Source organism: Thermodesulfovibrionales bacterium, from assembly GCA_035686305.1.
In the GTDB taxonomy this organism is placed as follows: domain Bacteria; phylum Nitrospirota; class Thermodesulfovibrionia; order Thermodesulfovibrionales; family UBA9159; genus DASRZP01.
In genome coordinates this window covers 1-26,369 of sequence record DASRZP010000048.1, presented here as the reverse complement: position 1 = coordinate 26,369, position 26,369 = coordinate 1, and the positions used below count along the sequence as shown (strand labels likewise).

The 26,369-nt window shown below is 52.7% G+C and carries 24 protein-coding genes and 1 tRNA gene; 22 read left to right on the top strand and 3 right to left on the bottom strand.

Annotation, left to right across the window (positions count from 1 at the left end):
* Positions 1 to 255 precede the first annotated feature (255 nt).
* From rpsU to ilvE, 8 genes are all read left to right on the top strand, one after another.
* Positions 256 to 450: a 30S ribosomal protein S21 gene (gene rpsU, locus VFG09_05450; GenBank protein HET6514586.1), complete on the top strand. Its 195-nt coding sequence runs from the start codon at positions 256 to 258 to the stop codon at positions 448 to 450.
* A gap of 1 nt (position 451) precedes the next feature.
* Complete coding sequence (locus tag VFG09_05445; protein ID HET6514585.1) at positions 452 to 898, top strand: GatB/YqeY domain-containing protein; 447 nt, start codon at positions 452 to 454, stop codon at positions 896 to 898.
* A gap of 89 nt (positions 899 to 987) precedes the next feature.
* Positions 988 to 2,700, top strand: coding sequence for a DNA primase (gene dnaG, locus VFG09_05440; protein ID HET6514584.1), 1,713 nt, complete (start codon positions 988 to 990; stop codon positions 2,698 to 2,700).
* A complete protein-coding gene (gene rpoD / locus VFG09_05435) occupies positions 2,697 to 4,163 on the top strand; it encodes an RNA polymerase sigma factor RpoD (GenBank protein HET6514583.1) in 1,467 nt (488 codons plus the stop codon). Before dnaG ends, rpoD begins: the two co-directional genes overlap by 4 nt.
* Before the next feature lie 79 nt (positions 4,164 to 4,242).
* A tRNA-Ile gene (locus VFG09_05430) sits at positions 4,243 to 4,318 on the top strand.
* A gap of 19 nt (positions 4,319 to 4,337) precedes the next feature.
* Positions 4,338 to 5,057: a C4-type zinc ribbon domain-containing protein gene (locus VFG09_05425; protein HET6514582.1), complete on the top strand. Its 720-nt coding sequence runs from the start codon at positions 4,338 to 4,340 to the stop codon at positions 5,055 to 5,057.
* An 87-nt stretch (positions 5,058 to 5,144) separates the two neighbouring features.
* Positions 5,145 to 6,053 carry a selenium metabolism-associated LysR family transcriptional regulator gene (locus tag VFG09_05420; GenBank protein HET6514581.1) on the top strand — a complete coding sequence of 303 codons (909 nt, stop codon included), beginning with the start codon at positions 5,145 to 5,147 and terminating at the stop codon, positions 6,051 to 6,053.
* Between the two features lie 68 nt (positions 6,054 to 6,121).
* Positions 6,122 to 7,012: a branched-chain-amino-acid transaminase gene (ilvE, locus tag VFG09_05415; GenBank protein HET6514580.1), complete on the top strand. Its 891-nt coding sequence runs from the start codon at positions 6,122 to 6,124 to the stop codon at positions 7,010 to 7,012.
* A 31-nt stretch (positions 7,013 to 7,043) separates the two neighbouring features.
* Here ilvE and VFG09_05410 read toward each other — a convergent pair whose 3' ends face one another.
* Together VFG09_05410 and VFG09_05405 are read right to left on the bottom strand one after the other, a co-directional pair.
* Positions 7,044 to 8,174 carry an LptF/LptG family permease gene (locus VFG09_05410; protein ID HET6514579.1) on the bottom strand — a complete coding sequence of 377 codons (1,131 nt, stop codon included), beginning with the start codon at positions 8,172 to 8,174 and terminating at the stop codon, positions 7,044 to 7,046.
* Positions 8,171 to 9,238, bottom strand: a complete 1,068-nt coding sequence (locus VFG09_05405) for an LptF/LptG family permease (GenBank protein ID HET6514578.1) — start codon at positions 9,236 to 9,238, stop codon at positions 8,171 to 8,173. Before VFG09_05405 ends, VFG09_05410 begins: the two co-directional genes overlap by 4 nt.
* A gap of 575 nt (positions 9,239 to 9,813) precedes the next feature.
* Between VFG09_05405 and VFG09_05400 the strand changes: the two genes are divergently transcribed.
* Entirely contained in the window at positions 9,814 to 11,250 is a 1,437-nt protein-coding gene (locus VFG09_05400) for a hypothetical protein (GenBank protein HET6514577.1), read from the top strand.
* Positions 11,251 to 11,517: 267 nt separating this feature from the next.
* Here VFG09_05400 and bioF read toward each other — a convergent pair whose 3' ends face one another.
* Positions 11,518 to 12,675, bottom strand: coding sequence for an 8-amino-7-oxononanoate synthase (bioF, locus tag VFG09_05395; GenBank protein ID HET6514576.1), 1,158 nt, complete (start codon positions 12,673 to 12,675; stop codon positions 11,518 to 11,520).
* Between the two features lie 428 nt (positions 12,676 to 13,103).
* Here bioF and VFG09_05390 point away from each other — a divergent pair, with 428 nt between their 5' ends.
* The 13 genes from VFG09_05390 to VFG09_05330 all read left to right on the top strand — a co-directional run bounded on the left by VFG09_05390 (position 13,104) and on the right by VFG09_05330 (position 26,042).
* A complete protein-coding gene (locus tag VFG09_05390) occupies positions 13,104 to 13,523 on the top strand; it encodes an ATP synthase F0 subunit B (protein HET6514575.1) in 420 nt (139 codons plus the stop codon).
* The gene (locus VFG09_05385) at positions 13,520 to 14,128 is read left to right on the top strand and encodes an ATP synthase F0 subunit B (protein HET6514574.1); all 609 of its coding nucleotides are present in this window, start codon (positions 13,520 to 13,522) and stop codon (positions 14,126 to 14,128) included. Before VFG09_05390 ends, VFG09_05385 begins: the two co-directional genes overlap by 4 nt.
* A complete protein-coding gene (gene atpH / locus VFG09_05380) occupies positions 14,125 to 14,667 on the top strand; it encodes an ATP synthase F1 subunit delta (protein ID HET6514573.1) in 543 nt (180 codons plus the stop codon). Before VFG09_05385 ends, atpH begins: the two co-directional genes overlap by 4 nt.
* Before the next feature lie 4 nt (positions 14,668 to 14,671).
* On the top strand, positions 14,672 to 16,186 hold the full coding sequence (gene atpA, locus VFG09_05375) for a F0F1 ATP synthase subunit alpha (protein HET6514572.1): 1,515 nt from the start codon (positions 14,672 to 14,674) through the stop codon (positions 16,184 to 16,186).
* Positions 16,187 to 16,194: 8 nt separating this feature from the next.
* Positions 16,195 to 17,067: an ATP synthase F1 subunit gamma gene (gene atpG / locus VFG09_05370; protein HET6514571.1), complete on the top strand. Its 873-nt coding sequence runs from the start codon at positions 16,195 to 16,197 to the stop codon at positions 17,065 to 17,067.
* A gap of 79 nt (positions 17,068 to 17,146) precedes the next feature.
* Positions 17,147 to 18,562 (top strand): F0F1 ATP synthase subunit beta, encoded by a 1,416-nt coding sequence (atpD, locus tag VFG09_05365; GenBank protein HET6514570.1) that lies wholly within the window; start codon positions 17,147 to 17,149, stop codon positions 18,560 to 18,562.
* Between the two features lie 97 nt (positions 18,563 to 18,659).
* A complete protein-coding gene (locus tag VFG09_05360; protein ID HET6514569.1) occupies positions 18,660 to 19,070 on the top strand; it encodes a F0F1 ATP synthase subunit epsilon in 411 nt (136 codons plus the stop codon).
* A 93-nt stretch (positions 19,071 to 19,163) separates the two neighbouring features.
* Positions 19,164 to 19,817, top strand: coding sequence for an HAD-IA family hydrolase (locus VFG09_05355; protein ID HET6514568.1), 654 nt, complete (start codon positions 19,164 to 19,166; stop codon positions 19,815 to 19,817).
* A 53-nt stretch (positions 19,818 to 19,870) separates the two neighbouring features.
* Positions 19,871 to 20,659, top strand: a complete 789-nt coding sequence (locus VFG09_05350) for a tRNA1(Val) (adenine(37)-N6)-methyltransferase (GenBank protein HET6514567.1) — start codon at positions 19,871 to 19,873, stop codon at positions 20,657 to 20,659.
* A gap of 10 nt (positions 20,660 to 20,669) precedes the next feature.
* Positions 20,670 to 21,452 (top strand): ribonuclease H-like domain-containing protein, encoded by a 783-nt coding sequence (locus tag VFG09_05345; GenBank protein HET6514566.1) that lies wholly within the window; start codon positions 20,670 to 20,672, stop codon positions 21,450 to 21,452.
* Complete coding sequence (gene xerD, locus VFG09_05340; GenBank protein HET6514565.1) at positions 21,439 to 22,341, top strand: site-specific tyrosine recombinase XerD; 903 nt, start codon at positions 21,439 to 21,441, stop codon at positions 22,339 to 22,341. Before VFG09_05345 ends, xerD begins: the two co-directional genes overlap by 14 nt.
* A gap of 113 nt (positions 22,342 to 22,454) precedes the next feature.
* Positions 22,455 to 24,899, top strand: coding sequence for an ATP-binding protein (locus VFG09_05335; GenBank protein HET6514564.1), 2,445 nt, complete (start codon positions 22,455 to 22,457; stop codon positions 24,897 to 24,899).
* A gap of 24 nt (positions 24,900 to 24,923) precedes the next feature.
* Positions 24,924 to 26,042: a glycosyltransferase family 4 protein gene (locus VFG09_05330; GenBank protein ID HET6514563.1), complete on the top strand. Its 1,119-nt coding sequence runs from the start codon at positions 24,924 to 24,926 to the stop codon at positions 26,040 to 26,042.
* The last annotated feature ends 327 nt before the right edge of the window (positions 26,043 to 26,369 follow it).

Genomic DNA, 26,369 nt, shown 5'->3' with positions numbered 1-26,369 from the left:
GTTTTTCTATTTTCGCCTAAAATGGCCCTCTTGACACCCTAATGTCCCCTAAACGCAAGACACCCGAATCTGCCGCCATCCACAAATGCCTCTTTTTTTCTTTTCTTTCTCGCCTCTAAGATCCCCGATGCGGAATTCCTGTATGGGCCAAGCTCGCCTTGACAGGCAGAGGAAGTTACTGCTAAATTAGGGCCACGAAGTTTTGCCTGGTCCGGGCGGGCACGTGAATCTGCAAAGGGGAGGAGGGGTGTATGAATGCCCTCGATAAGGGTACGAGAGAATGAGTCTTTTGAAAATGCTCTCAGGAAATTCAAGAAACAGTGCGAAAGAGAGGGAATACTTTCCGAAGTAAAGAAGAGGGAGCATTATGAGAAACCGAGCGTCAAGAAAAAAAAGAAGGCCCTTGCCGCTCGCAAGAAGGCTCTCAAAAAGGTAAGAGTAGCGAGATAGCATGTCCCTTGCCCGCCAGTTCGATGAAGACCTCAAGGGTGCCATGAAGGCGTCGAACAGCCTGAAGGTCTCCGTCATAAGGATGGTGAAGGCTGCCACGAAGAACCGTCAGATCGAAAAGGGGAGAGATCTTACGGAGGATGAGATCACCGCGGTCCTCACCTCCATGGTGAAGCAGAGACGTGAGTCGGTCGAGCAGTATACAAAGGCCGGCAGGATGGACCTCGCCGCCAAAGAAGGCGAGGAGATAGCGATACTCCAGTCATACCTTCCTCAGCAACTCGGCCGTGAAGAACTGGACAAGATTATTCTCGATGCGATCGAAGAGTCAGAGGCGAAGAGTCTCCAGGATATGGGCAAGGTCATGCGCATCCTTATGCCCAAGGTAAAGGGCCTTGCAGACGGCAAGTACGTTAACGAGCGTGTCAAGGGATTTCTGGAGCCCTGAAAGACTGTCAGTTCCCCTTCCGACGATTGTCCTTAGCGCAGTGGTCTTTTGAACTATCACTTCTTGAACCAAAACTGTTACCATACGGTATGAAGGGTGATAGGCTCCTCGAAGAAATTCGGGCACGGCTTGATATCGTTGATATAATTTCCGACTATCTCGAGCTGAGACGTTCAGGCCAGAATTACAAGGGGCTCTGTCCTTTCCATTCCGAAAAAACGCCTTCCTTTATGGTCAGTCCTGAAAAGCAGATATTCCACTGTTTTGGCTGCGGCGCCGGGGGCAACAGTGTCACGTTCATCATGAAATATGAGAACCTCTCATTCCCCGAGGCCCTCAAGCATTTGGCGAAAAAGGCCGGGATAAGTCTGAAACATTTTACCTTTGACAGCGGCCATGACGACACGAGGGAGAAACTCCACGGGGTACTCAGAGAGGCATCAAAGATCTTCGCGGAGAACCTCAAGAAATCGAGCGCAGCCCATTCATATCTCATGGCCCGGGGGATAACCGATGAGACCATCAGGAGATTCTCCCTCGGGTACGCACTGAAGGACTGGCATTTCCTCTCGAAGACCCTCAGACAGAAAGGAATTGCCGATGCCCTCATCCTCCAGTCAGGGGCTGTTTCTTCAGGAGAGAAGGGCATCTATGACACCTTCAGGGACAGAATCATCTTTCCGATATGCGACATACAGGGCGGTATCATCGCGTTCGGGGGAAGGGTGATGGACGATTCGCAGCCGAAGTACCTCAACTCACCTGACACGCCGCTCTTCAAGAAGGGTGAGACCCTGTACGGTCTGAACCTTGCAAAAGACGGTTTACGGGAAAAGGGGTATGCAATTATCGTGGAGGGCTATTTTGATGCTATCCTCTGTCATCAGTACGGGTTCAACAATGCCGTGGCTCCCCTCGGTACGGCACTGACATCCGGTCACCTCCAGAAACTGAAGAGGTTCTCGAAGAAGGCAGTCCTCGTCTTTGACGGCGATGAAGCCGGGAAATCAGCGGCAAAGAGGTCCATCCCTCTTCTCCTCGCGCAGGGATTTTCTGCAGAGATTCTTCTCCTGCCTGAAAAGGATGACCCCGACAGTTTCCTGAGGAACGAGGGACCCGCGGCCTTCGGCAGACTCCTCTCGAAGGCCCGGTCGATAGTCGATTTCCTCCTGGACGCTTCGAGGAAGGACGGGGCCGCGGCGGTCCATGAGACCATCGAGATCATCTCTGCAACAGGGGATCCCATCATGAGAGAGGCCCTTATCGCCGAAACCGCGAAAAGGACGGGCTTCCGTGAGACGATCATCAGGGAAAGGATGAAGGGGATCGGTACGAGACCGAAGGGGAAGGGAAGTGCCGAGAAGTCATCATCTGATGCGTCGTCATGGGCCGTCAGGTACGACGAGGAGGTTCTTCTCCTGAGCGCCGTCATAGCCTGTCCTGATAAGCTCGAGCGTATTTTGGAGAAGGTTCCCCTTGAGGAATTTGGGAATGGAAGAGTCAAGAACATATTCGAAAGACTGGCTGCCCAGGGCGGATGCGAGAGACTGGATTCTGTCATCTCGTCCCTGGGAGAGGAAGAAAAGCGGCTTGTTACCACGCTGACCGTCGCTCCCGGATTCGATCCCGAAACGGTTGACAGGAATATCGAGGACTGCATGAGAAAGATCACCATGAGGAAAGAGCGTGAACGGCTCAAAGCGGTCCATGAAAAGATCAAAGAGGCTGAAGGCTCGGGCGAACATGAGTTGCTCGATTCCCTGTTGCCCGAGAGGCAGAAATTGATAAAGGAGGCGCGGTGAGGGGAGACTTTGAATACGATGATAGTGAATTCGACGAAGATGCCGAACTTCTCGATGGGCAGGAGAGAGAGGAAGAGGCGTCAGAAGAGGACAAGGAACCCCTCATGGAAGGGGAATTTGAGCCGGTCAAGATGTACCTCAAGGAGATGGGAAGCATTCCCCTTCTGACGAAGGAAGGAGAGATTGATCTTGCACGAAAGATAGAGTTGGGCAGGGAGAAGATCATGAGGACCATTTTTCCCCTTCCCTTCGCCGTCGAGAAACTGATGGCCCTCGGGGACCTCGTCAAGAAGGGAGAGGAAGCCCTTGCCGAGGTCATACAGAGCGATGACGATACGGAGGAGAATCAAAGGGAGGACAGGGAGAAGTTCTTTCACATAGTCGACAGGATAAAGAGTCTCCACAGGGAAAGAAAAGAACTCCTCGACGGGCTGAACGCGCTCACTCCTCACGATGAAGCTCTCCGCATTCAGGGTGTGAAGTCCCTCGAAGAGAATCTCAAGAGAATTCTTGAAACCGTGAGCACTCTCAGACTGAACGAAGACGTCATGTATGCCTTCTCCGATGACTTGAAGAAGGCGATGGAGCGCATAGAAGCGTTGAAGGCCATGGTGGACGCACAGGATAAAACAATAAAGAAGCAAATAAAGAACAGTGAGCGTGCCATCGGTATCACCTATGGGGAGATGAAAGAAGCTGTTACCGTTCTCCATGAGGCTGCGGACGAGATCTTTTATGCAAAGAGTGCAATGATAGAGGCCAATCTGAGACTGGTGATAAGCATAGCGAAGAGGTATATGGGAAAGGGACTCAGTTTCTCCGATCTTATTCAGGAAGGGAATATCGGATTGATGAGGGCTGTCGACAAATTCGAATACCGGAGAGGATACAAGTTCAGTACATATGCAACATGGTGGATCAGGCAGGCCATCACACGGGCCCTTGCCGACCAGTCAAGGACCATTCGGATCCCGGTCCATATGGTCGACGTGATCAGCCGCATCACCAAGGCTGCCCGGGAACTCGTCCAGGAATTAGGCCATGAGCCTTCCCCCGCTGATATCGCTGCGAGGGTCGACATGCCGGCCGATAAGGTGAGGACGATCCTGAAGATAACGAAGGAGCCGGTGTCCCTCGAAACCCCGATCGGCGCCGAGGAAGACAGCCATCTCGGGGATTTCATCGAGGACAGGGCAACCCTTTCTCCCCTTGATGTGGCGATGAACGATGATTTGCGGGCCCAGATCGATAAGGTCCTCTGTACTCTCAATCCCAAGGAGGCGAAGATCATCAAGAGGAGATTTGGCATCGGTGAAGGCGGACCCCATACCCTCGAGGAGCTCGGTCAGGAATTTGATGTTACGCGGGAGCGGATCAGACAGATCGAGGTGAAGGCGATCAGGAAACTGAAGCATCCCTCGCGCAGCAAGTGGTTACGGGCGCTTTTTGTCGAAAACCCTTGACCTAAGAAGAGACAACCATTTAGAATAGCGAACCGAAAAAAGTCCTATCGTGTGCATGCTCACTCATGAAATCTCTTTCGGGCCCATAGCTCAGTTGGTAGAGCTACCGGCTCATAACCGGTTGGTCCCAGGTTCGAGTCCTGGTGGGCCCACCAGCAGCGAAGCGGAGGGTATGTGAAGGAACAACTGAGACTTCTTGCGGAGCTCCAGAGAATAGATTCCGCTATACTGAGCAAGGCTGACCTCATGAGCGCGATCCCCAGAAAAATTTCATCCGTTGAGCACGGCCTGAGAGACGCTCAGCTCCATTATGACAAGCAGAAGCAGAGGTGCGATGTCCTCGAGAAAAAGAAACGGGAGAAAGAGCGGGCCCTCGATGAAATCGGCGAGCGGATTAAGAAGTTGAAGGCCCGGGTCTCCGAAATAAAGAACAACAAGGAATACCAGGCTCACCTGAAGGAAATAGCGACGGCCGAGAAGGAGCGGGGCAGCATAGAAGATGAAATCCTCATATCCATGGAATCCCTCGATGGAGCTCACAGAGACCTTGCTGCCGAAGAGGAAAAGGTCAAAGCCGAAAAGGAGAAGGTGGAAATATTCAGGAAACAACTCGCTCGGGAGGTGGCGGAGGCTGAAAGGGAACTGGAGGGATTGAAGGCCCAAAGGGACAAGAGCGTTGCGCAGATTGACAGGGAAGCCTTTGAACTCTATCTCAAGGTTCTTGAATCAACGGGGAGATTGGCTGTTGTCGAAGCCCGGGGTGAGGTCTGTCAGGGATGCCACATGAACATCCCCCCGCAGCTTTTCGTGGAGCTGAAAAAAGGCGAAAAGACCATTCAGTGTCCACAGTGCAGCAGGATTCTCTACTGGAAAGGGGACATCGGGCCCGCCTGACGTCAGTCCCCGTATCCGGTTCGACCGTTCCTGTCTTGACTTTCCGCGATAGCGATCATTATAATCTCATAAGAAAAATTAATGATTATGGAAGATCATAAACTGAAGGTTTTTTGCACCGTTGCCGAGACAAACAGTTTCTCAAAGGCGTCAGAGATCATCCACCTTACTCAGCCAGCCGTGAGCCTCCAGATACAGGCCCTCGAGGAACTTTACGAGACGAAGCTCTTCGACAGGTCCTCCAATACCGTCGTGCTCACACCGGCAGGAGAGATCCTCTATAAGTATGCGAAGGAGATCCTCGCCCTCTATGCCGCTGCCTCAAAAAATATCGGTGAACTGACGGGTCTCGTCAAGGGCAGTATCAGCATCGGCGCAAGCACGACGATCGGCAATCACGTGGTGCCTGCCGTTATGACGGATTTCAAGAGGAACCATCCGAAGATCAAGGTCCACCTCCTCGTGGGCAATACGAAGCGGGTCGTGGAACTCCTGAATTCAGGGAACATCGACATCGGCCTTGTCGAAGGCGATGTGACAAAACAGAAGGTCATCATCGAGAAACTCATTCAGGACGAACTTGTCGTGATCGTTTCAGCCATGCATCCGTGGTCGAAGAAGAGAGAGATTTCAATCTTTGATCTCGCCAAGGAACCCTTTATCCTGAGGGAGGAAGGATCGGGGACACGCCAGATCGTGGAAAAATACCTCAACAGGCACGGTATAAGCACCCATGACATGAAGGTATCGATGGTGCTCGGGAGCACGCAGGCAATCAAAGAGGCCGTGGAAAGCGGTATCGGCATCTCGATCGTCTCCCGATGGGCTGCCAGGAAAGAGAATAAGTACGGCACGCTCAGATTGCTGAGTGTGAAGGAGGAGAAATTCCTCAGGGACTTCTCCCTGCTCTTTCATAAAAATGCCATCGCGTCCCACGCAGTGGACGAGTTTCTCACCTACCTGAAAAGCTATCCCTTCGACAAACTGATAGCATAGCGCTCCCCTTCCGAAGGCTGAAGAACCACACCAGGAACTTCGCCTGTCTTCATGGTATACTTCTTATCATGTTTGTCTATCTCAATGACCGGCTTGTTCCAAAGGCAGAGGCCAGGGTCTCGGTATTTGACCATGGGTTTCTCTATGGTGACGGCATTTACGAGACGGTGCGGGCGTACGACGACGTCATCTTTCTCCTTGATGAACATCTCATGAGATTGTATCGCTCTGCGTCGATGATCGGGCTTACGATGCCGAAAGACGCCGATGAGATGAAGACTGCGATCTACGAGACCCTTGAGGCGAACGCCCTGAAAAACGCCTATATAAGAATTACCCTTTCACGGGGGTACGGACCTATCGGACTCGACCCCGAACTCTGTAAAGAGCCGACCTTCGTTATCATCGCGGAGGAGATGAAGGGTTACCCGAGATCGCTGTATGAGCACGGGATCAGACTCATCATAGCGGGGACAAGGAGAAACCTGAGCGATGCCCTGAATCCCCAGTTAAAATCGCTGAATTTTCTCAATAACATTCTTGCGAAGATAGAGGCGAAGAACCATGGGGCATACGAAGCCGTGATGCTCAATGTCTCGGGACATGTCACGGAAGGGACCATCAGCAACATATTCTTTTTCAGGGATGGTGTCCTTCGCACGCCTTCTCTTGGGTGCGGGATCCTTGACGGGATTACGAGGAAGGTTGTTCTTGACCTGGCGGTGAGGGAGGGCATGGCGGTCGAGGAAGGCGAGTTTACGAGGGAAGACCTGTATGCTGCAGGGGAGGTCTTCATAACGAATACGACGATGGAGGTTATGCCCGTGTGTCAGCTTGACGACGTGAAATACGCGATCGGGGACAAGGCAAGGCATCTGCGCAAGTCTTACCGGGACGAAGTGAGGGCATACGTAATAAGTCTCAAGGGAAGCGGACCGTCGCTGTGGGAATACGAGTGAGACGTTCGAAAAGGGCGCAAGGTAGATCCATTTACTCAGGTATTCCTCTGAAGAGATAAAGGGCCGCGCCGCAAAAAAGGAGGGGGACAAGCCACGCTGCAAAAATCGGTCTGAGAATCCCCGTATATCCCATAGCGAGGGACGCCGTAAATCCCAGCCAGTAGAGGAGGCTTATGAATATCCCGATGGCGGTAGTGACGAGGCCGCTTTTTATCTCTCCCCTCGTCGCCAGCGAGATTCCGACGACAAGCATGATGACATTGATGAGCGGATAAGACAACCGTGAATAGATATCCACGAGGAGCTTGGTATTTTTTACCCCAGCTTCCTTCAGTCTCTTCGTGTATGCAAAAAGCTCCCTCACATTCATTTCTTCCGGCTGCTGCATCCCCTTACCAATGACGTTTGGTGAGTCGATGATGTCGGACTGCATCTCCTTGAGTTTCTTGACTTCCCCGGTCTTTATGTCGTAGTCCGTTACCCCTTCGAGGTACCATGTGCCACGGACATCCTTCGAGGTCCCGGTGCTCTCAAGTTTCTCACTCCTTTCCTGGTCGCGCGAGCCCCACACAGGACGCCATTCGCCTGATTCGGCCTCAATCCGCTCGGTAAGGAGATCATCCCGGAGCCTCATAATACTGACACCCTTAATGAGCCCCTTATCAGGCAGATAGAGGTCTATCTTGATGATACAGTCCCGGGCCCTCAGCCAGGCAGTTCCCTCTTTGAATGCCGAGACATTCTCTCTCTTCGTGACAGTGTCCTTGAGTTTATGGGCACGTCTCGTCAGATCAGGAGCAACGAACTCACTCATGAGAAGGCCGACAACGCAGAGGACAATGCCCGTAAAGATAAATGGTTTCATGAGTTCTTTTGTGCTGCCGCCCGATGCCTTGACAGCTACGGTCTCTTTCCTTCTGCCTGCCTGGCCGAAAACAAAGAGGCAGCTCATGAGGGCCGCCACCGGCATGAGGTACACCAGATACCGCGGGATATTGAGCGCCGAATAGAGGAGGAGGGAGCTGACGGGGGCATTGTACTGTATGAACCCCTCAACCTTGTCGATGAGCTCTATGAGGCTGGATATAAGAGCGAGGCCAAGCGCCAGGATTGCAAAGAGACGAAAGAATTCCTTCAGATAGTACCGCTGGATTATCGTCATCGTGACGCCGCCCTTCCGAAAGACCAGACGGACGCTATGGCGAGTAAGACAACAGGCATCCATGCGCCGGTATAGTGGGGCACTGTCCCCGATCGAACCAAATTTTCACCATACACGAGGATGACATAGAAGACCGTGAAGACGGCAAGTCCGATCGTCAGCCCCCCAAGCCTGCCTGATTTCCCTGCTATCAAGGCGAGGGGCGGGCCGAGAAATATGAGGAGCAGGCAGAGAAACGGAAGGGACAGCCGTCGGTGAAATTCGAGGAGAAGGGATATGCGGTCGCGGCCATCCTTTCCCCTCGCTTCCCTGAGGAGTTCGAAGGGGGTCATCTCGCTGTTCTTTCGTAAGGGGCCCTCTGTTGACAGATTCAGCGAGATGTTATATCCGTCGAAAAAGATCTCTATCGCGCCTTCCGCCTTACCGATATGGATGTAGCCGTCCTTGAGATAAAGGGAGAGGTTGTTGCCGCTGTCGGCATATATCCGACCCTCCCTGGCTGTCAGGGCCTTCGGCTCTGTCCGGTTCCTGCTGTCGTAAATAAAGATGCCTCGCAGTCTGTCAGGTGTGGGTTTTTCTCTGACGAGAACAACGAGGTCCTTGAAGGCAGTGTTGAAGACGCCGGCCTCGATCGCCATAGGAGCGCGCTCCATGATAATCTTCGATAGCGAGTCCCTGAGACGGAGCGCTGAAAAGGGGCTCAAAGAAAAGCTTACGAGGAGGCTGAGAAAGAAACAGACCGTGCCGAGGACAAAGAGGGGAGCAGATATACCTCTGAAAGACATGCCCGCTGCCCTCATGGCGGTGAGTTCGCTGTCGGCATTCAGCCTTCCATATACCAGGAGTGCCGACAGCAGTAATGACATAGGGATGGTGAGGGTCGTCAGTTGCGGCTGGATATAGGCAATAATCATCAGCATATCCGAGATGGAGGCGCCGACGCCGGAAAGGAGTCTGCTTAACCTCAGGACTTTTTCCATGAGAAGAAAGAAATTCAGGGATATAAGGCTTAGTAAAAAGGAGAGCGCCAATTCCTTGAGCACTGTCCTATGAATAATTTTCATCGCCTCTAAGTATAGCCTAAACCAGCCGTTCCGTGAGTGACGGGTGTCCGTTGTCCAGTGAAATGTGATGGTAACCTCCTTGATTTATAAGTAAAAACGTATGATCTGCCACTTATGACTGAACCAGCCATTGTCTCTAAAATCCACACCCTGTTGTAAAATTGCCACAAAGATAAGGTATGGAGATTGCCGGGGTGCGGAGCGGCATTCGGGATTGTTGGTCGAAAAATGGAGAATTGGTGCGCTTTGGCGGAGTGAGGGTGTTGTCCCGAGATTTCTGGCCTTCTTTTTGCTATGAAAGATGGCGTTGGCGGAGGCGAGCCGTGGAGGCAGAAAAAACTTGACAAAGAGAGACGGAGAATGATATAAATTGCCTATAAAAATGAGTGCCTGGTGAAGCGATACCTCATACTATAGCTTTTATTGGCGACGGGCTTCCATTTTAAGGAAGCGGATTTTACGGTTGGGAGGTGATAAAGGACAGACAGAGAAGTGTGGATATGCCGAATGAGACAGGAAAAACCCCGTTTTACGGGGAAAAATCTTACTAACCTTGAAAGAAGGAGGGTTAGGAATTGAAAAAGTATTTAGCATTAATCTTAGGCGTCGTATTTGTACTCGGCTTTGCAGCCAGCGCCTTTGCCATTCATGCCGAAATCCCGGCTGAGACCCAGGCTGTTACGGCAAAGGGAGCATCGCAGATCACGATCGGTGGTGAGATCAGGTTCAGGGGTGATTACCAGAACAACAACACTGATTTCAACAAGGACTTGGGTGACTACAAGCAGTACTACGATTCGAGGATCAGGCTCTCCGTCGATGCCCAGGTGACACCGAACACCGAGGGCTTTATCCAGGTTGAGGCCGGTAGCGACGTTGACGGCAACAAGTCCTCTGATGTGTTTGTCTGGGGTAACAGCACCAAGGATCCTAATAATCCAGGAACGGGCTCGAGCAATGCCTCAGGTATCTATAATGTGGGCGATGCGAAGAGAGGTACCTTCAGCGTGCTCCAGGGATGGATCCTCTATAAAGGATCGGGTCTCCTCGGGGTCCCTGCGGGCGTGAAGATCGGCCATATGCCGCTTGCCCTCGGAAACTCCCTCTTCTTTGACCACACCAAGTACGGCGATGATGCCATCGTCGTCTTCGCGGACCCAATGAAGGAGCTCCATATCAGCTTGCTCGCCATCAAGTTCAGGGAAGGCAACTTGTCTTTCAGTGACGATGCCGACGGATACGTGGCACTCGGTGTTTACAACTTCGACAAGAACAGCTCAGTGAGCGGCGATGCAACCTTTGTCAACGACCAGACAGGCGCTCCTGTGGGAGGCACGCACGCTACTAGTTTTCCGATCCATTTCTGGAACTTCGGCTTGAGGGGCAACACGAACATTTCAGGATTCGGCCTTAAGGCTGACGGAGAATTGCAGGCCGGGAAGATCGATCACACCGCCACCGCATTGCGCGGCGACCTGAAGTTTAACGGCTATGCCTTCCTGTTCGGCGCCAATTACAAGCTTGAACCTGTGATGCTCGGCCTCGACTTTGCCTATGGAAGCGGGCCGAAGGACACTACGCATGAGGACAAGTTAGGCTCATTCGTAACCAGCCAGAGCGCAATCCAGCATTACACCTACGTCTATGACTACCGTACGGTGAACGCCTGCGGACAGCAGTACGGCGGCCTCTGCAACACCTGGTATGTTAAGCTCTCTGCAGACGCCGACCTTATGAAGGACCTCAGAGCAAATGTGTCCGGATACTGGCTCAATGCTGTAAAGGATAATAAGGTGGCGCTGGCCAACGGCACGTCAACCACTGGTACGTCAAAGAAGATCGGCCTTGAACTCGACGCTAACGTGCAGTACAAGATCGACAGGAACCTTACCTACTGGGTCGAGGGCGGCTACCTCTTTGCCGAAGGCTTCTTTGACACCGTGACGCCTACAGGGGTTCACGGCTCAAGCAATGCCTACTCGGTAAGACACGGAATCCAGCTCAGCTTCTAATGCGTGACGCGTAAAGCGTAAGCGTAACGCCAAGCAGCAAAAAAGGCGGGTCTTTTGACCCGCCTTTTTTATTAATGGACTCATAATAGTATGAACTCTATTTGTAAAATCCCTCCTAACCTCCCTCTTCCAAAGGGAGGGAAATCCCTCTCTGCAAAAGAGGGGCGAGGGGAGATTTTCTGATTATGTCTATTCTATTTTGAAACTTTTTATATGTGTTTCCTGCAGTTCTGTGAACCAACGGGAGAGCGCACGCAGGGGGCGTCCCTACATCTTTCCTGCTTCCCCCAATGCCTCCAGCAGACGATCGATGTCCTCATCGGTATGAGAGGCGGTGACCGTTATCCTCAGTCTCGGCTTCCTCACCGTGGGCGGCCGTATAGCGGGAACATATATTCCCTCGGAGAAGAGATACTCTGACGCAGCTATCGTCCTGTCGATCTCCCCAAGTCTCAGGGGGATGATCGGAGTCTCACTCCCGGTAACATACCCTGCTTCCCTAAGGCCTTTTAAGAGCCTGTCACGGTTGCTCAGGAGCCTTTCTCGTAAATAGGGACGGCCTTTCAGAATCTCCAATGCCTTCAGGGATGCTGCGGCAATGCATGCCGGCAGAGCAGTCGAAAACATGAAGCTCCGGGCACGGTTTGTTATCCATCGGATCACGTCTTCCGTTCCGGCAACAAAGGCCCCGTATGATCCCAGCGCCTTAGAAAAGGTTCCCATCTGAATCATCCAGGGCTCAGGAGCGATACCGAAATGGGACAGAGCGCCTTTCCCGCTGCCGAGTACGCCCGTTCCATGAGCGTCGTCAAGATAGAGGACAGCGTTGTACCTCCTGCAGACTTCGGATATCCGATCAAGAGGCGCAATGTCACCATCCATGCTGAAGACCGTGTCGGTTATTACGATGAACCTGCCTGCCTTTCCCTTCCCGTTCCTCAGCATTTCCCTCTCCATGAGTTCATCGAGATCATCAATATCACGGTGCCGATAAATTACCGTGGCCGCCTTGCTTAACCGGCACCCGTCAATGATGCTCGCGTGGTTCAGTTCATCGCTGAATATGACGTCACCCGCTTCGGAGATGGAAGGGATCGTGCCGGTGTTTGCGCTGTAGCCGGAATTGAATAGGAGGGCGGCTTCAGAACCCTTGTAACGGGCGATCTCTTCTTCCAGTCTTCCATGAACGACGGTCCCGCCGGCAAGAAGCCGTGAAGCTCCGCTGCCGAAGCCAAATTCCTTCATGGCATCCTCAGCAGCGCGGCAGAGATCCTCATTGCCTGAAAGACCGAGATAGTCGTTGGAGCCAAAGTTGATGCATTCCCTTCCGTCAAGGCATATGTGCGAACTCTGAACGTCCGATCTGTCCTTCACGGACCTGCGGAGTCTCTGCATCTCGAGTTCCTTGAGCCTTTCGGAAAACATGATCATCCCGGCCTTATCCTAGCACAAGTCTACCTTCCAGTTGCATAAAACTATCTTGTTCGGGAAGGCAGGTATGGTGAGAAGCCTTGTATTGTGATACCGTTAGTTGTTGCCGACTGCCGTTGTAAACTCAATACGGGATATCTTTCGGCGGACTCCTCAAGCACCTCATTTCCGGAATCGCATCGCATGTACAGGGCTCCGATCCATGCCTGCCTTGCCATCGTTTGCAATGTTAGGGTCTATTAAAAAAATTAATAAATCATTATGCTGACGTTATCGCTTCCCAGAAATGCCTTCCCACGGCGGTTTTCCGCATGACACGGACTCTCATCTGGCGCATCTGCCGACAGCCCCAAGTCCTTGACAACCTTTTTGCTCCTGTGATAATCTGCCTAGACTCAGAATTCGATGAGGAGAAAGCCGAAATGCTCGAACTGAATGCCTGGTTTTTTGTCCTGCTCGTGAATTTTCTTGCGCTGTTGTATATTCTCAATATCATACTCTTTAAGCCTCTTCTCACGCTCTTCCAAAAAAGAGATGATTCCACCCGCGGCGCCCTTGCCGCAGCAAAGGAATTGAGCGCCAGAAAGGAAGAAGGCCTGTCACAGATGAACCGGGAACTTCAGGCAGCGAGAACGAAATCAAAGGAGCTCTTTGAGAAGATAAGAAACGCGGCGTTGGACAGGCAGAAGGAGGTCCTCGATGCAGCCAACCTCCAGGCATCCGATCTTATCGAAAAGGCGAGGCAGGAGTTGAAGGCCGAGGCTGAAAAGGCAAGGGAGCGTCTGCGCGGCGATGTCGAGAAATTTTCGGATGAGATCGTGAGAAAGCTGGTGGGGGCATGAGGAAGAGCATTCACGATTCACGATTCACGATTCGCCATTGTGGATTTCTTGTTCCTCTCGCGTTCTTTGTTTTGCAATTCACTCTTACAGGACTCGCCTTCGGCGCAGAGGAGGCTGCTCATGGCGGAGAATGGAAGGAGTGGCTCTGGAAGATCGTCAATTTCGCGATTCTCGTCTTCATCCTCGTCAAATTCCTCAACAAGCCCTTGAGGGCATTTCTCAGACAGCGGACTGAACTCATCGAGAAGACCCTGAAGGAGGCGCAGGAGGCGAAAGAGCTTGCGGCGAAAGGCCTTGCCGAGGTCGAAGAGAGGCTGAAGCTTAAGGAGAAGGAGATAGAGGAGATCCTTGCCCTGGCGAGACAGTCGGCCAAGGCCGAGGAAGAGCGTCTCATAGAGAGTGGTGAACAGATGAAGCAGAAGATCCTTGAGCAGGCAAAGAGCAACATCGAGTTTGAACTGAAGCTCGCAAAGGAATCGGTAAAGGCCGAAGCCGTCGAGATCGCCATGGAACTCGCCGAAAAGAAACTGAAGGGAAAACTCGCGAAAGAGGAACAGGTGAGGCTCATCGAAGAATCTCTGAGAAAGATGGAGGCAAAGAATTGAAGAGCGCCAAGGCATCGATAAAGAGATACGCGAAGATGTTCCTGAACATGGTCGGCGTTGATGACGTGCCAGGGGCGGTGGCGGAACTCACGGCAGTGAAGGAGCTCATGGGGAAAAGCCACGAATTCAGAGGCCTCCTCGAAAACCCCCTCTTTACCGGCGAAGAGCGGGAGAGAATACTGAGAAAGGGTCCGGGAGGTTTGAAACTCTCCGATTATACCATAAGGCTCATTCTCCATCTCTCAGAAGAGTCGGTCATCGGTTCCCTCCCCGGATTCATAGAGAGTATGACGGCGCTCTATCTCGAAAAGAAGAAGAGGGCAAGGGCCTTTGTGGTGACCCCCATCGACACGGACAGAAAATATGACGACGCTCTAAAGGCTTCACTGAAGCGGCTCACGGGAAGGGATATTGACCTTGAGTATCGTGTTGACCCCTCTCTCCTCGGCGGGCTGCTGGTAAAGGTTGGGAGCACCATGTACGACAGCAGTATAAAGGGCCAGTTACGGCTTCTTAAAGATGATCTTATAAAGAGGTGATTCTATGGAGATTAATGTCGCAGAGATCAGTGAACTCTTAAAGAAACAGATAACGGACTTCGAGAAGAAGGTCGATGTCAGCGAGATCGGCTCCGTCGTTTCCGTGGGCGACGGTATTGCGAGGATATACGGCCTTGACAAATGCATGGCGTCGGAACTCCTCGAATTTCCGAACGGCATCATGGGAATGGCCCTGAACCTTGAAGAAGACACGGTCGGAGCTGTTCTCTTCGGTGAAGACGCCCTGATCCATGAAGGAGATATTGTCAAGCGTACGGGCAGAATCATGTCTGTTCCTGTGGGGGACGCGCTGAGGGGAAGGGTCGTGAACGCTATAGGACAGCCCATTGACGGTAAAGGCCCCATCGACACCAAGGAGATGAGAATTGTCGATATGGTTGCCCCCGGCATTATCGACAGACAGCCGGTCAATCAACCCCTCCAGACAGGACTCAAGGCCATCGATTCCATGATCCCCGTTGGAAGGGGACAGAGGGAGCTTATCATCGGCGACCGCCAGACAGGCAAGACCGCCATCGGTATCGATGCGATCATCAATCAGAAGGGCGGGGACGTAACATGCATCTATGTGGCGGTAGGGCAGAAGCAATCAAATATCGCCCGTGTTGTGAAGATCCTTGAAGAGCAAGGCGCAATGGAGCATACCATTGTCATCTCGGCGACGGCGAGCGAGCCTGCTCCCCTTCAGTACATAGCCCCTTATACCGGCTGTGCCATGGGCGAGTATTTCAGGGACAGCGGCAGACACGCCCTGATCATTTATGACGATCTCAGCAAACAGGCAACGGCCTACAGACAGCTCTCGCTCCTTCTCAGGCGGCCTCCCGGACGTGAGGCATTCCCGGGTGATGTCTTCTACCTCCATTCAAGACTCCTGGAAAGGGCCGCAAGGGTGTCCGACGAACTCGGAGGCGGGTCCCTGACGGCACTGCCGATTATCGAGACACAGGCAGGAGACGTGTCGGGATACATCCCGACCAATGTTATTTCGATTACCGACGGTCAGATATACCTTGAGCCCGAACTCTTCTATGCAGGCGTGCGGCCTGCGGTGAACGTCGGTCTCTCGGTCAGCCGCGTCGGCGGCGCTGCCCAGACAAAGGCCATGAAGCAGGTTGCAGGGACGCTCAGGTTGGACCTTGCACAGTTTCGCGAGCTTGCTGCCTTTGCCCAGTTCGGAAGCGACCTCGACAAGGCAACTCTCGCACAGATCGAGCGCGGGAAGAGGATGGTGGAGCTCTTGAAGCAGGGACAGTATTCTCCCCTGCCTGCGGAGGACCAGATCATCGTGCTCTTTGCCGGCGCCAACGCCTATCTTGACGATATTGCCGTTGAATCGGTCGGGAAGTTTGAAGAGGAGCTCCTGAGCTATGTGAGGGACAGGGGAGGAGAGCTCAGGAAAGAGTTAAAGGAAAAGAAGGTCATCGATGACTCCGTCAAGGATAAACTCGCAAAGTTGCTGGATGAATTCAAGAAGACCTTCCAGCCAAAGGCTTAAAAAAATCAATGCCGACGCTCAGGGACATCAAGAGAAGAATCAGGGCTGTTAACAACACCCGGCAGATTACGAAGGCCATGAAGATGGTCGCCGCTGCCAAGCTCAGGAAGTCACAGGCCCGCATGCTCGATCTCAGGCCCTATGCAGAGATAATGAGAGAGGGCCTTAAGAACATTGCGAGGAACACCGAGACAGGTATCCATCCCCTCCTGGCAGCCAGACCGAGGAAGACCGTTCAGGTCATCGTCATCACGAGCGACAGGGGGCTCTGCGGGGCTTTTAATACGAATATTGTGAAGGCTGCAACCAAACATGTCGCAGGCCTAAGGGACGAAGGGTTCAATATCGTCATCAGTGCGATCGGCAAGAAGGCCGTTGATTATTTGAAGCGGAGAAACATCCCGATACGGAACTCCTGGACAGGACTTTCGGGCAGGGTCACCTATTCCAGTGCACAGGAAGTGGCGAAGGATATCATAGAGGATTATGTCAACGAAGCCGTTGATGAGGTCGTCATCATTTACAATGAGTTTAAGACCGTCATGACCCAGCATGTCTCTGTGGTGCGGCTCCTCCCTTTGGTGTCCCTGGAGGAGGAAGAGGGTGAGAAGAGTCTGGAAGGGGACATCATTTTTGAGCCCTCTCCTGAGGAGATCTTTAACACGCTGTTGCCCAAGAATGTGGAGATTCAGGTCTTCCGGGCGCTCCTTGAGTCACAGGCATCAGAGGAGGCTGCGAGGATGACGACCATGGAGAACGCGACGAAGAGCGCCAACGACGTGATCGAAAGCCTGACGCTCCAGTACAACAAGGCGAGACAGGCCTCCATTACGAAAGAACTTATGGATATTGTCGGCGGTGTTGAGGCGCTGAAGGGTTAAGAACACGAGGTTGACGTTAAGGCTGAGAGATTTCCTGGTCTTAATCTCAACAACATTAGATAGAAAACGGGGGTAGAGAATGAATACAGGAAAAGTTTCGCAGGTTATCGGAGCCGTTGTCGACATCGAATTCGAAGGAAAACTGCCTGATATCCTGAATGCCGTGACGATCGATCAGAAGGGTGACGAAGCAAAGGGTATTCCCGACATCAAGCTTACCCTTGAGGTCGCCGCACATCTCGGCGAAAACAAGGTAAGGACCGTTGCGATGTCTGCTACCGACGGACTCGTGAGAGGAACAGATGCCGTCGATACGGGCCAGCCGATAACCGCACCGGTGGGGAAGGCAGTCCTCGGCAGGATCATGAATGTTATCGGTGAAGGCGTTGACAAGAAGGGTCCGATTCAAACGGAAACCCGCTTGCCGATCCACCGGACCGCGCCCGATTTTGCATCCCAGGAGCCTGTCACACAGGTCTTCGAGACCGGTGTCAAGGTCTTCGACCTCCTCGTCCCCTTTGTCAGGGGCGGCAAGATGGGGATGTTCGGAGGGGCAGGTGTTGGAAAGACCGTCGTCATCATGGAGATGATCCATAATATAGCGATGAAGCATGGTGGTGTGTCGGTCTTCGCAGGCGTCGGCGAGAGGACAAGGGAAGGGAACGACCTCTACGGCGAAATGAAACATTCAGGCGTTCTCGAAAAGGTGGCGCTCATTTACGGACAGATGAACGAGCCTCCCGGGGCGAGGGCGAGGGTTGCGCTTACGGCCCTTACCTGCGCTGAATACTTCAGGGACGAGGGGCAGGACGTGCTCATCTTTATCGACAACATATTCAGATATACCCTCGCTGGCGCCGAGCTTTCTGCCCTCCTCGGCAGAATGCCCTCTGCCGTTGGATACCAGCCTACCCTCGGGACGGAGATGGGAATTCTCCAGGAACGGATCACAACGACAAAGAAAGGCGCAATCACGTCTATGCAGGCGATTTACGTCCCTGCCGACGACCTCACCGACCCGGCAGTTGCGACGGCCTTTACCCATCTCGATGGTACGGTTGTTCTTTCAAGGCAGATTTCCGAGCTCGGCATATACCCGGCTGTTGACCCGCTCGATTCAACGTCGAGAATACTTGATCCCAAGGTTATCGGAGAAGAACATTACGCCGTTGCCCGGAGCGTCCAGACCATACTCCAGAGGTACAAGGAACTCCAGGACATCATTGCCATCCTCGGTATGGAGGAGCTTTCCGAAGACGACAAGATCACCGTCGCGAGGGCAAGAAAGATCCAGAGGTTCCTGAGTCAGCCCTTCCACGTTGCAGAGGTCTTTACCGGAAGGCCTGGCAAATACGTCAAGGTCGCCGATACAATAAAGGCCTTTAAGTCGATCGTCGACGGACAGTATGACGACGTCCCAGAACAGTGCTTCTATATGTGCGGCGGCATAGAGGATGTGGAAGAAAACGCCAAGAAACTTGGGTGGAGCAGATAGAGAGACTGGAGAGTGATTCCGTTGTCGGGCCACTGAGTCTGCTGCTTTCCGACAACGAAATGACGGTGAAACACGACGATCTTTTGGGGTTTGGGATATGGAAAATAGAATGAGATTGGAAGTTGTCACGCCCTACGGCTCTGTCTTCAGTGACGATGTGGATGAATTCACGGCAGTCGGCAGCGAGGGGGAATTCGGTGTGCTGCCGGGACATGCCCCCTTCGTCACGACCCTTAAGGTCGGGATGATCAGCTATAAGAAGGGGAGTGAAGGGGGATATATCTTTGCGAGCGGCGGGTATGCCGGAATCAGGCAGGAGAGGGCAGTAGTACTTGCCGACAGCGCAGAGCGATCCGAGGATATCGACGTCGAGAGGGCCAGATCCGCGATGAAGAGGGCTGAAGAGAGGCTGAAGCAGGCAGAGAAGATCGATTTTGCCAGGGCCCAGGCAGCGATCGAAAGGGCGGCGATAAGGATACAGGTAGCAGAGAAGCATTCTGCTCGATAGATAGATATAAGCACGCCATCATAACCGAGCTTCAGACTTTCTTTTGAAGATTGCGGCCAAGTGACTCGCTTTTCCCCTGAGGTATAATCGTTTATGCCTTTCAAGCTCATCATCTTCGATCTCGACGGTACCCTGATCGATTCGAGTCGGGACATAACAGAGGCCTTGAACTATGCCCTTGAGCCCTACTCTTCCCGGCGGGTTACGGTTCAGGAGACCGTGAATCTGGTTGGTGAAGGGCTGACACGCCTCATCGAAAAGATAACGGGTTATGAAAACGCATCATCGAGGCCTGCTATCATGAAGAGGTTTCTGCAACATTATACGGAACATATCACCGACCATACGCGGGCATATCCCGGTGTTGCAGAAACCCTCGAAAGGTTGGATCCATACCGGAAGGCCGTTATTTCAAACAAAAAAGAAGGCCTGTCCAGGATGGTCCTGGAAAGGCTTGGGCTCTTAAAATATTTTGAGGTCGTCATCGGAAGCGACAGCGTGGCAGAGAGAAAACCTTCACCCCTTCCGATAATAAAGGTGCTCACGGAATTCGGTCTTCAGCCCGGAGATGCTGTCATGGTCGGAGACAGCAATTATGATGTGGATGCCGGCAGGTCTGCAGGTGTCGCCACAGTCGCCGTGACTTACGGTTACAGACCGCTTGAGGTTATAAGACATGCAGATCATCTCATCGACAGGTTTGAGGACTTGATTCCCTTACTGGAGAAGATGACAACGGGTTCGTAAGAACATCTCCTTCCCAGTCATTTTTCGGGCTTTTTCTGATACTATACGATGGTATGGAGATTACCCTCGATACGATACGCGATATCAAGATATACCAGTCAAGAAAGGGCTACCGTTTTTCTGTGGATGCCCTTCTCCTCTATTCCTTTGTGAACCTCAAGACCGCAAAAAGGATTGCTGACTTCGGGGCCGGGTCCGGGATTATTGGTATACTCCTGGCGAAGAAGTATCCCCAATCACAGGTGGTCCTTGTTGAACTTCAGGAAGGTCTCGCAGAGCTTGCTGAAAGGAATGTGAGGGAGAACTGCCCTGAAGGCAGGGTCAACGTTGTCAGACGTGACATACGGGATCTTGCAGAAAGGGGGATGACGGATCGTATGCTCAAGAGATTCTCCTATGATCTCGTCGTTTCAAACCCTCCTTTCAGAAGACCGAAGACTGGTCTCATGAGTCCTGAAGAGGAGAAGGCCGTTGCGAGACATGAACTGAGACTGAAGCTTTCTGAACTGGCACGGGCATCAAGTCTCCTGTTGCGCACGCGGGGAAGGTTTCTTGTCATATACCATCCGGAACGGCTCGCTGAACTCATGGATGCGCTGAGAGAGAGAGGGATGGAGGCTAAACGGCTGAGATTCGTCCACGCTTCTCAGTCCTCAGAGGCGAAGATGGTCCTCGTTGAGGCTGTGAAAGAGGCGAGGCCGGGACTCATGGTCGAAAGGCCCTGCTTCATTTATCGTGAAGACGGCGGTTACAGCGAGGAACTGCGTGAATTATGTTCCGGAAGCGATTACACCGGTTGTTCCGACGAAGGTTCAGCAGGTATAATAATGACGACGGAATAAGGAATCATTCATGATAAGGAACACCTTCAGCATCCTGAACGGGATCGGCGACAAACTCGAAAGAAGGCTCTGGAGGGACGGCATCCTCACGTGGGACGCTTTCCTCGATAGCGGCGATATTCGATTTCTCACCCCTGAAAAGAAGACCTTTTTTGATGATTCCCTTGCCCTCGCTAACCAAAAGCTCGATGAGAGGAATGCAGCTTTTTTTGCGAAAAACGTCAGAAGGAGAGAACACTGGAGGCTCTTTGAGACCTTTAAGGGAGAAGCAGTCTGTCTCGATATAGAGACAAACGGGTTCCAGCCGAACCGCGGTGGGTATGTCACGGTTGTAGGACTCTACGACGGGTATGAATCGAGATCCCTTATAGCAGGGGAAAATCTGACGACTGACAACCTCAAGAGGGAACTCGAAGGGTACAAATGTCTCATCACATACTACGGGGCCTCCTTTGACATCCCCTTTCTTCTGAAAGCCTTTCCCGGCATCAGGTTCGACCTGCCTCACTTTGACCTCTGCTACGGAGCGAGAAGGTTGGGATTCGACGGCGGCCTGAAGAAGCTCGAGGCCTCTCTGGGCATCGAACGGGATGAAGATGTCAAGGGCATGGACGGATATGATGCGGTGAAGCTCTGGGACCTGGCAAGGAGTGGCAATGAGGAAGCGAGACGTCTTCTGCTCGTTTACAACCGTGAAGATACGGTCAACCTTTACCGAATTGCCGAAATGCTTTACCCGAGACTGAAACATGCAACGGGCATAGAGGAGTATCTTCCCTGTGCAGTTCATTGATGATTTCCTCTCCTATCTTTCCGTCGAAAAGGGCCTGTCTACAAATACCGTCGACTCCTACGGCAGGGACCTGAGGGCATTTGCCGAATTTCTCAAACCGAGACAGAAGGAACTCGGGCGGTTTGCGAGGACGGATATCATCGACTTTCTCGATGACATGAGGGAGCGGAACTGCGCGGCATCGAGCATCTGCCGCTTTCTTTCCTCCTTAAAGGGATTCTGCAGGTTTCTCCTCGCAGAGAAGGTGATCGACGAAGACCCGACCGAGAATCTTCGATCGCCCAAGAAATGGGAAAGGGTCCCGAAGGCATTGAGCGTTGATGAAGTGAGAGATGTCCTGTCTGTTTCTGAGGCCCCGGCCGGGAAGGTCAGGAAAGCGATTGGTGGTGCCCTCTCTTTCAGGGATTCCACAATGCTGGAACTCCTTTATTCTTCCGGCCTTCGTGTCAGTGAACTGGTGACCCTCCGCCTCCAGGATATCCATTTCGATGCCGGTTTTCTCAGGATTGTGGGAAAGGGCGCGAAGGAAAGGATCGTACCGATGAACGGGAGGGCTGCGGCGAAGCTGAAGGAGTATCTCTCCGTATACCGGCCGCTCCTCCTCAGGAGACGCTCTTCAGAGTCTGTTTTTGTGACTGCCAGGGGCGGCTCGATGACGCGGCAGAGATTCTGGCAAACGATGAAGACCTTCGGGAAACAGCTTGGGATTGACATCTCGCCTCACACCATCAGGCATAGCTTTGCGACTCATCTCCTTGAAGGGGGAGCGGACTTGAGATCCCTCCAGAAGATGCTCGGCCATTCGGACATCTCAACGACCCAGATCTATACGAAGGTCACAGCGGAGAGGCTCAAGAAGGTCTACCGGGAACACCATCCGCGGGCATAGGAGGCGGCCCACAGAATGAGGGACGACCGGAAGGTTCGCTGACGAGTCGTCATATGACAAGACAACGATCTGCGATGTTCGACGGAAAGAATACAGGCGCACGGAGGTGAGTCATGATAAAGGGCTTGAGTGTTGACGATCTTTATAAGTGCTGTGATGAAGCGGTATTGTCATTCAGAACGACGGAGGAACTCCCGCCCCTTGAGGGTACCATTGGCCAGACAAGGGCACTGAGCGCTATTCAGTTCGGCCTGAGTCTCGACAGCGCGGGGTTTAACATCTTCCTGCTCGGAGAGAACGGGACCGGCAGGAAATCGACGATCAGGATGATTCTTGAGAAGCAGTCCCTTGCGAAATCTGTGCCGTCGGACTGGTGTTATGTCTATAACTTCAAGAACCCCGACATGACGATGGCGATCTCTCTCAGTCCCGGTCAGGCTGCAGTCTTTCAGAAAGATATGGAAGAGCTTGTCAAGACTCTGCGGATCGAGATACCGAAGGTCTTTGAGTCCAAGGAGTATGAGAAGCAGAAGAGCAGGATAGGCGAGGAATTCCAGAAAAAGCAGCGTGACCTCTTCAGCGGCCTTGAGGAAGAGGCCCAGGCGAAGGGTTTCTCGATTCGGAAGACGGTGAGCGGCCTGATCATCGTGCCGGTGAAGAAGACAGGCGAGCCCCTCACGGAGGAGGAGTTTGATGCCCTCGATCCCGAGACCAAGAAACGGATTGAGGAGATCGGCAAGGCCCTCCAGGAGAAACTCGATGACGTTGTGAGGGCGGTGAGGGAAGGAGAAAAGCTTCTCAAGGAGCTCCTGCTCAAGCTCGAACGAGACGCGGCCCTTTCAGCGGTAGGGCACCTCATCGACGATCTCAAGAAGAAATACGCCGAGAACGGGAAGATCGTCGGCTATCTCGATTCCGTTCAGGAGGATATCCTCGAGCATCTTGAAGACTTTAAGACCGTCGAAGAGCAGTCGGCGCCGCCCCTCCCATTTATGAAGATGCCGAAGGCCGAACCGACATTCACGAGATACACGGTGAACGTCCTCGTGAACAATAGGGACCTCAAGGGCGCTCCCTGTGTATTTGAAAAGAACCCGACATACTACAACATCTTTGGCACGATCGAACACCGGTTTCAGTATGGCATCGCCGTGACGGATTTCTCGATGATAAAAGCCGGTTCCTTGCACAGGGCAAACGGGGGTTTTCTTGTTATCGATGTCCTCGACCTCCTCAGGAATCTCTTCTCCTATGACGCCCTGAAGAGGGCGATACGTAACAAGGAGATAAAGATCGAAGATGTCTGGGAGCAGTACCGGCTCATATCGACGACAACGCTCAAGCCTGAGGCGATCCCCCTTGATGTCAAGGTGATCCTGATCGGAAGCCCCTACCTTTACTATCTTATGTATAATCTCGATGAAGAGTACCGGGAACTCTTCAAGGTGAAGGCCGATTTTGACAGCCGCATGGAGAGGACGATGGAAAATGTCCAGAAGTATGGTCTCTTTGTGTCCATGCTCTGCAGGGAGGAAAACCTCATACCTTACGACCGATCAGGTGTGGCGAAGATCGTTGAGTACGGCTCGCGGCTTGCTGAACATCAGGACAAGCTCTCCTCACGGTTCAGTGATGTCGCTGATCTTGTGAGGGAGTCGACATACTGGGCCAAGGTCTCCGGCAGTCCCCTAGTAAAGAGCGAACACGTGGAGAAGGCCCTCGATGAGCGGGTCTACCGCAGCAACAGAATCGAGGAACGGCTCAGGGAGATGACCGCCGAAGGCACCCTCATAGTCGACACAGCGGGAGCAAAGGTGGGACAGATAAACGGGCTTGCCGTCCTCAGCCTCGGCGACTACAGTTTCGGCAAGCCTTCCCGGATAACGGCGCGAACCTATATCGGCAAGGCAGGTGTCGTGAACATCGAGCGTGAGACGAAGATGAGCGGCAAGATCCATGAAAAGGCGATCCTCATCCTCTCGAACTTCCTCGGCAGCAGGTATGCCGTCAGGAAGCCGATAAGCCTCTCTGCTTCGATAACCTTTGAGCAGCTTTACGAAATGGTTGAGGGAGATAGCGCGACCTGTGCAGAGCTCTACGCCCTCTTGAGCAGCATCTCCGGCATCCCCCTGAAACAGAGTCTTGCCATTACCGGTTCCATGGACCAGAACGGCATTGTCCAGCCCATCGGAGGCGTCAACGAGAAGATCGAGGGCTTCTTTGACCTCTGCAAACTGAGGGGGCTTGACGGAACTCATGGTGTCATCATTCCGAGGAGGAATGTCAAGAACCTCATGCTCAAAAAGGAAGTGGTGGATGCTGTGCGGGACGGGAGATTTTCGATCTACCCCATAGACGTCATCGAAGAGGGGATCGAGATACTCACGGGCGTTCCGGCCGGAGAACCGGGGGAGGACGGGACCTATCCCGAAGGCACCGTCAACGAGCGGGTCATGAAGCGTCTCACCGAGATCGCGGAAGCCCTGAAAGAGAAGAAGGAAGAGAAGGAAAAAGAAAAGGATGAAGAGGGGACGAAGAAGAGAGAGGAGGAGGACTGAGCAACCCCTCTTCTCGGACTCTGAATGAGGATCCTCCAGCTGATCTATGAGGCCCCTGAAAGTCCTTTCGGGTTCGGGGGTGCCGGAGTCAGGGCATACGAGATTTACCGGAGGTTGAGCGGAAGACATTCGATAACGCTGCTCTCCATGAAGTATCCGGGAGCAAGAGACAGTGACAGGGAAGGTTTGCGGTATGTCTATGCAGGGACCGAAACGAAGAGCCTACCGGCGAGTGTACTCTCTTATACCCTTCAAGCCTCCGGCTATGTGAGGAAACAGGGGGACACCTTCGATGTCATTGTCGAGAATTTTCTTCCCTCGACCCCTTTCTTCTCGCGGTTCCTCACGAGGACACCCGTGGTGTTACAGGTGCAAGGGATCATGGAAAGGCATTCCCTCAAGAAGTTTACCCCGATCTATTCCCTTCCCATGGCACTGGTCGAACGTTTCTATCCCTCACTCTATGAAACGTTTATCTTCGTCTCCGGAGTGACCAAGGAGAAGGTCCTGGCCCGAAAAAAGGGCAGAGTGAACTTCTGTCCGGTCATACCAAACGGTGTCAATGATGAACTGCTCCATGTCCCTCCCGGAGAGGGTGATTACATTCTCTTTCTGAGCAGGATTGACACCTATACAAAAGGCCTCGATCTCCTCGTTCGGGCCTTCGAGCTGATAAGTCATGAGTTTCCGGGCATCCGTCTTGTTCTTGCAGGATATGAGTTTAATTCCTTTCGTGACCTCATTGCAGCAGTCACCCCCTCCGTGAGGGGAAAGATCGTATACTCAGGCTTTGTGACGGGTGAGGATAAAGTCCGTCTCCTGTCGGGTGCAAAATTCTTTGTCCTGCCGTCCCGTCATGAGTCGGCCCCCATCAGCATTCTTGAAGCTGCTGCCTGCGGAAAGCCTGTTCTCGTGAGCGATATCCCTGAACTCCATTTTGTTCGGGAAAAGGGTTTCGGAACAGGCTTTCGGTCCGGTTCGGCGGATGATCTGGCTGAAAAGATGAGGGTGATGCTCAAGAATGAGTCCTTGAGACAACGACTAGGAGAGAAAGGGAGAGAATGTGCAAAACACTTTTCATGGGAGACCGTTGCGCTCCAATTTGAAGACGCCTTAGAACAGATCATTGCATCGGCACGGTGATCAACTGTAGAAATTACGACTTCGCCAAGCAGACGCTGTACGTCCGTTGATGAATTTCACTCAAGAGTAAAATCATGCATGATCGGGGATTCAAGAGCATATGCTTCCTGTATCAGACACTTCTGATGCCGTTCTCATAACTGAACCTTTCAACCAGTAGAACTAAACCGCTTGCGCGGTGGTAATGAGTAGTCAGTCAGTTCCGAAAAAATAGACCTCTCTTTGTGTTGTCAGGCTTTGGCCTGTTCAGTCCGCCCTTGCTGATCAATTCTTGTCATTTTACAATCTTCTTCTGACGGAGCGTCGACCTTGTCGGCGGATATTGGT

Coding starts and splice junctions, on each gene's coding strand:
- VFG09_05390 (HET6514575.1), top strand. CDS start 13,104: ATGCTCGAACTGAATGCCTGGTTTTTTGTCCTGCTCGTGAATTTTCTT.
- dnaG (HET6514584.1), top strand. CDS start 988: ATGAAGGGTGATAGGCTCCTCGAAGAAATTCGGGCACGGCTTGATATC.
- VFG09_05345 (HET6514566.1), top strand. CDS start 20,670: ATGATAAGGAACACCTTCAGCATCCTGAACGGGATCGGCGACAAACTC.
- atpG (HET6514571.1), top strand. CDS start 16,195: ATGCCGACGCTCAGGGACATCAAGAGAAGAATCAGGGCTGTTAACAAC.
- atpA (HET6514572.1), top strand. CDS start 14,672: ATGGAGATTAATGTCGCAGAGATCAGTGAACTCTTAAAGAAACAGATA.
- VFG09_05360 (HET6514569.1), top strand. CDS start 18,660: ATGGAAAATAGAATGAGATTGGAAGTTGTCACGCCCTACGGCTCTGTC.
- VFG09_05350 (HET6514567.1), top strand. CDS start 19,871: ATGGAGATTACCCTCGATACGATACGCGATATCAAGATATACCAGTCA.
- bioF (HET6514576.1), bottom strand. CDS start 12,675: ATGTTTTCCGAAAGGCTCAAGGAACTCGAGATGCAGAGACTCCGCAGG.
- VFG09_05405 (HET6514578.1), bottom strand. CDS start 9,238: ATGAAAATTATTCATAGGACAGTGCTCAAGGAATTGGCGCTCTCCTTT.
- VFG09_05330 (HET6514563.1), top strand. CDS start 24,924: ATGAGGATCCTCCAGCTGATCTATGAGGCCCCTGAAAGTCCTTTCGGG.
- atpD (HET6514570.1), top strand. CDS start 17,147: ATGAATACAGGAAAAGTTTCGCAGGTTATCGGAGCCGTTGTCGACATC.
- VFG09_05335 (HET6514564.1), top strand. CDS start 22,455: ATGATAAAGGGCTTGAGTGTTGACGATCTTTATAAGTGCTGTGATGAA.
- VFG09_05445 (HET6514585.1), top strand. CDS start 452: ATGTCCCTTGCCCGCCAGTTCGATGAAGACCTCAAGGGTGCCATGAAG.
- VFG09_05410 (HET6514579.1), bottom strand. CDS start 8,174: ATGACGATAATCCAGCGGTACTATCTGAAGGAATTCTTTCGTCTCTTT.
- ilvE (HET6514580.1), top strand. CDS start 6,122: ATGTTTGTCTATCTCAATGACCGGCTTGTTCCAAAGGCAGAGGCCAGG.
- VFG09_05355 (HET6514568.1), top strand. CDS start 19,164: ATGCCTTTCAAGCTCATCATCTTCGATCTCGACGGTACCCTGATCGAT.
- rpsU (HET6514586.1), top strand. CDS start 256: ATGCCCTCGATAAGGGTACGAGAGAATGAGTCTTTTGAAAATGCTCTC.
- VFG09_05385 (HET6514574.1), top strand. CDS start 13,520: ATGAGGAAGAGCATTCACGATTCACGATTCACGATTCGCCATTGTGGA.
- VFG09_05420 (HET6514581.1), top strand. CDS start 5,145: ATGGAAGATCATAAACTGAAGGTTTTTTGCACCGTTGCCGAGACAAAC.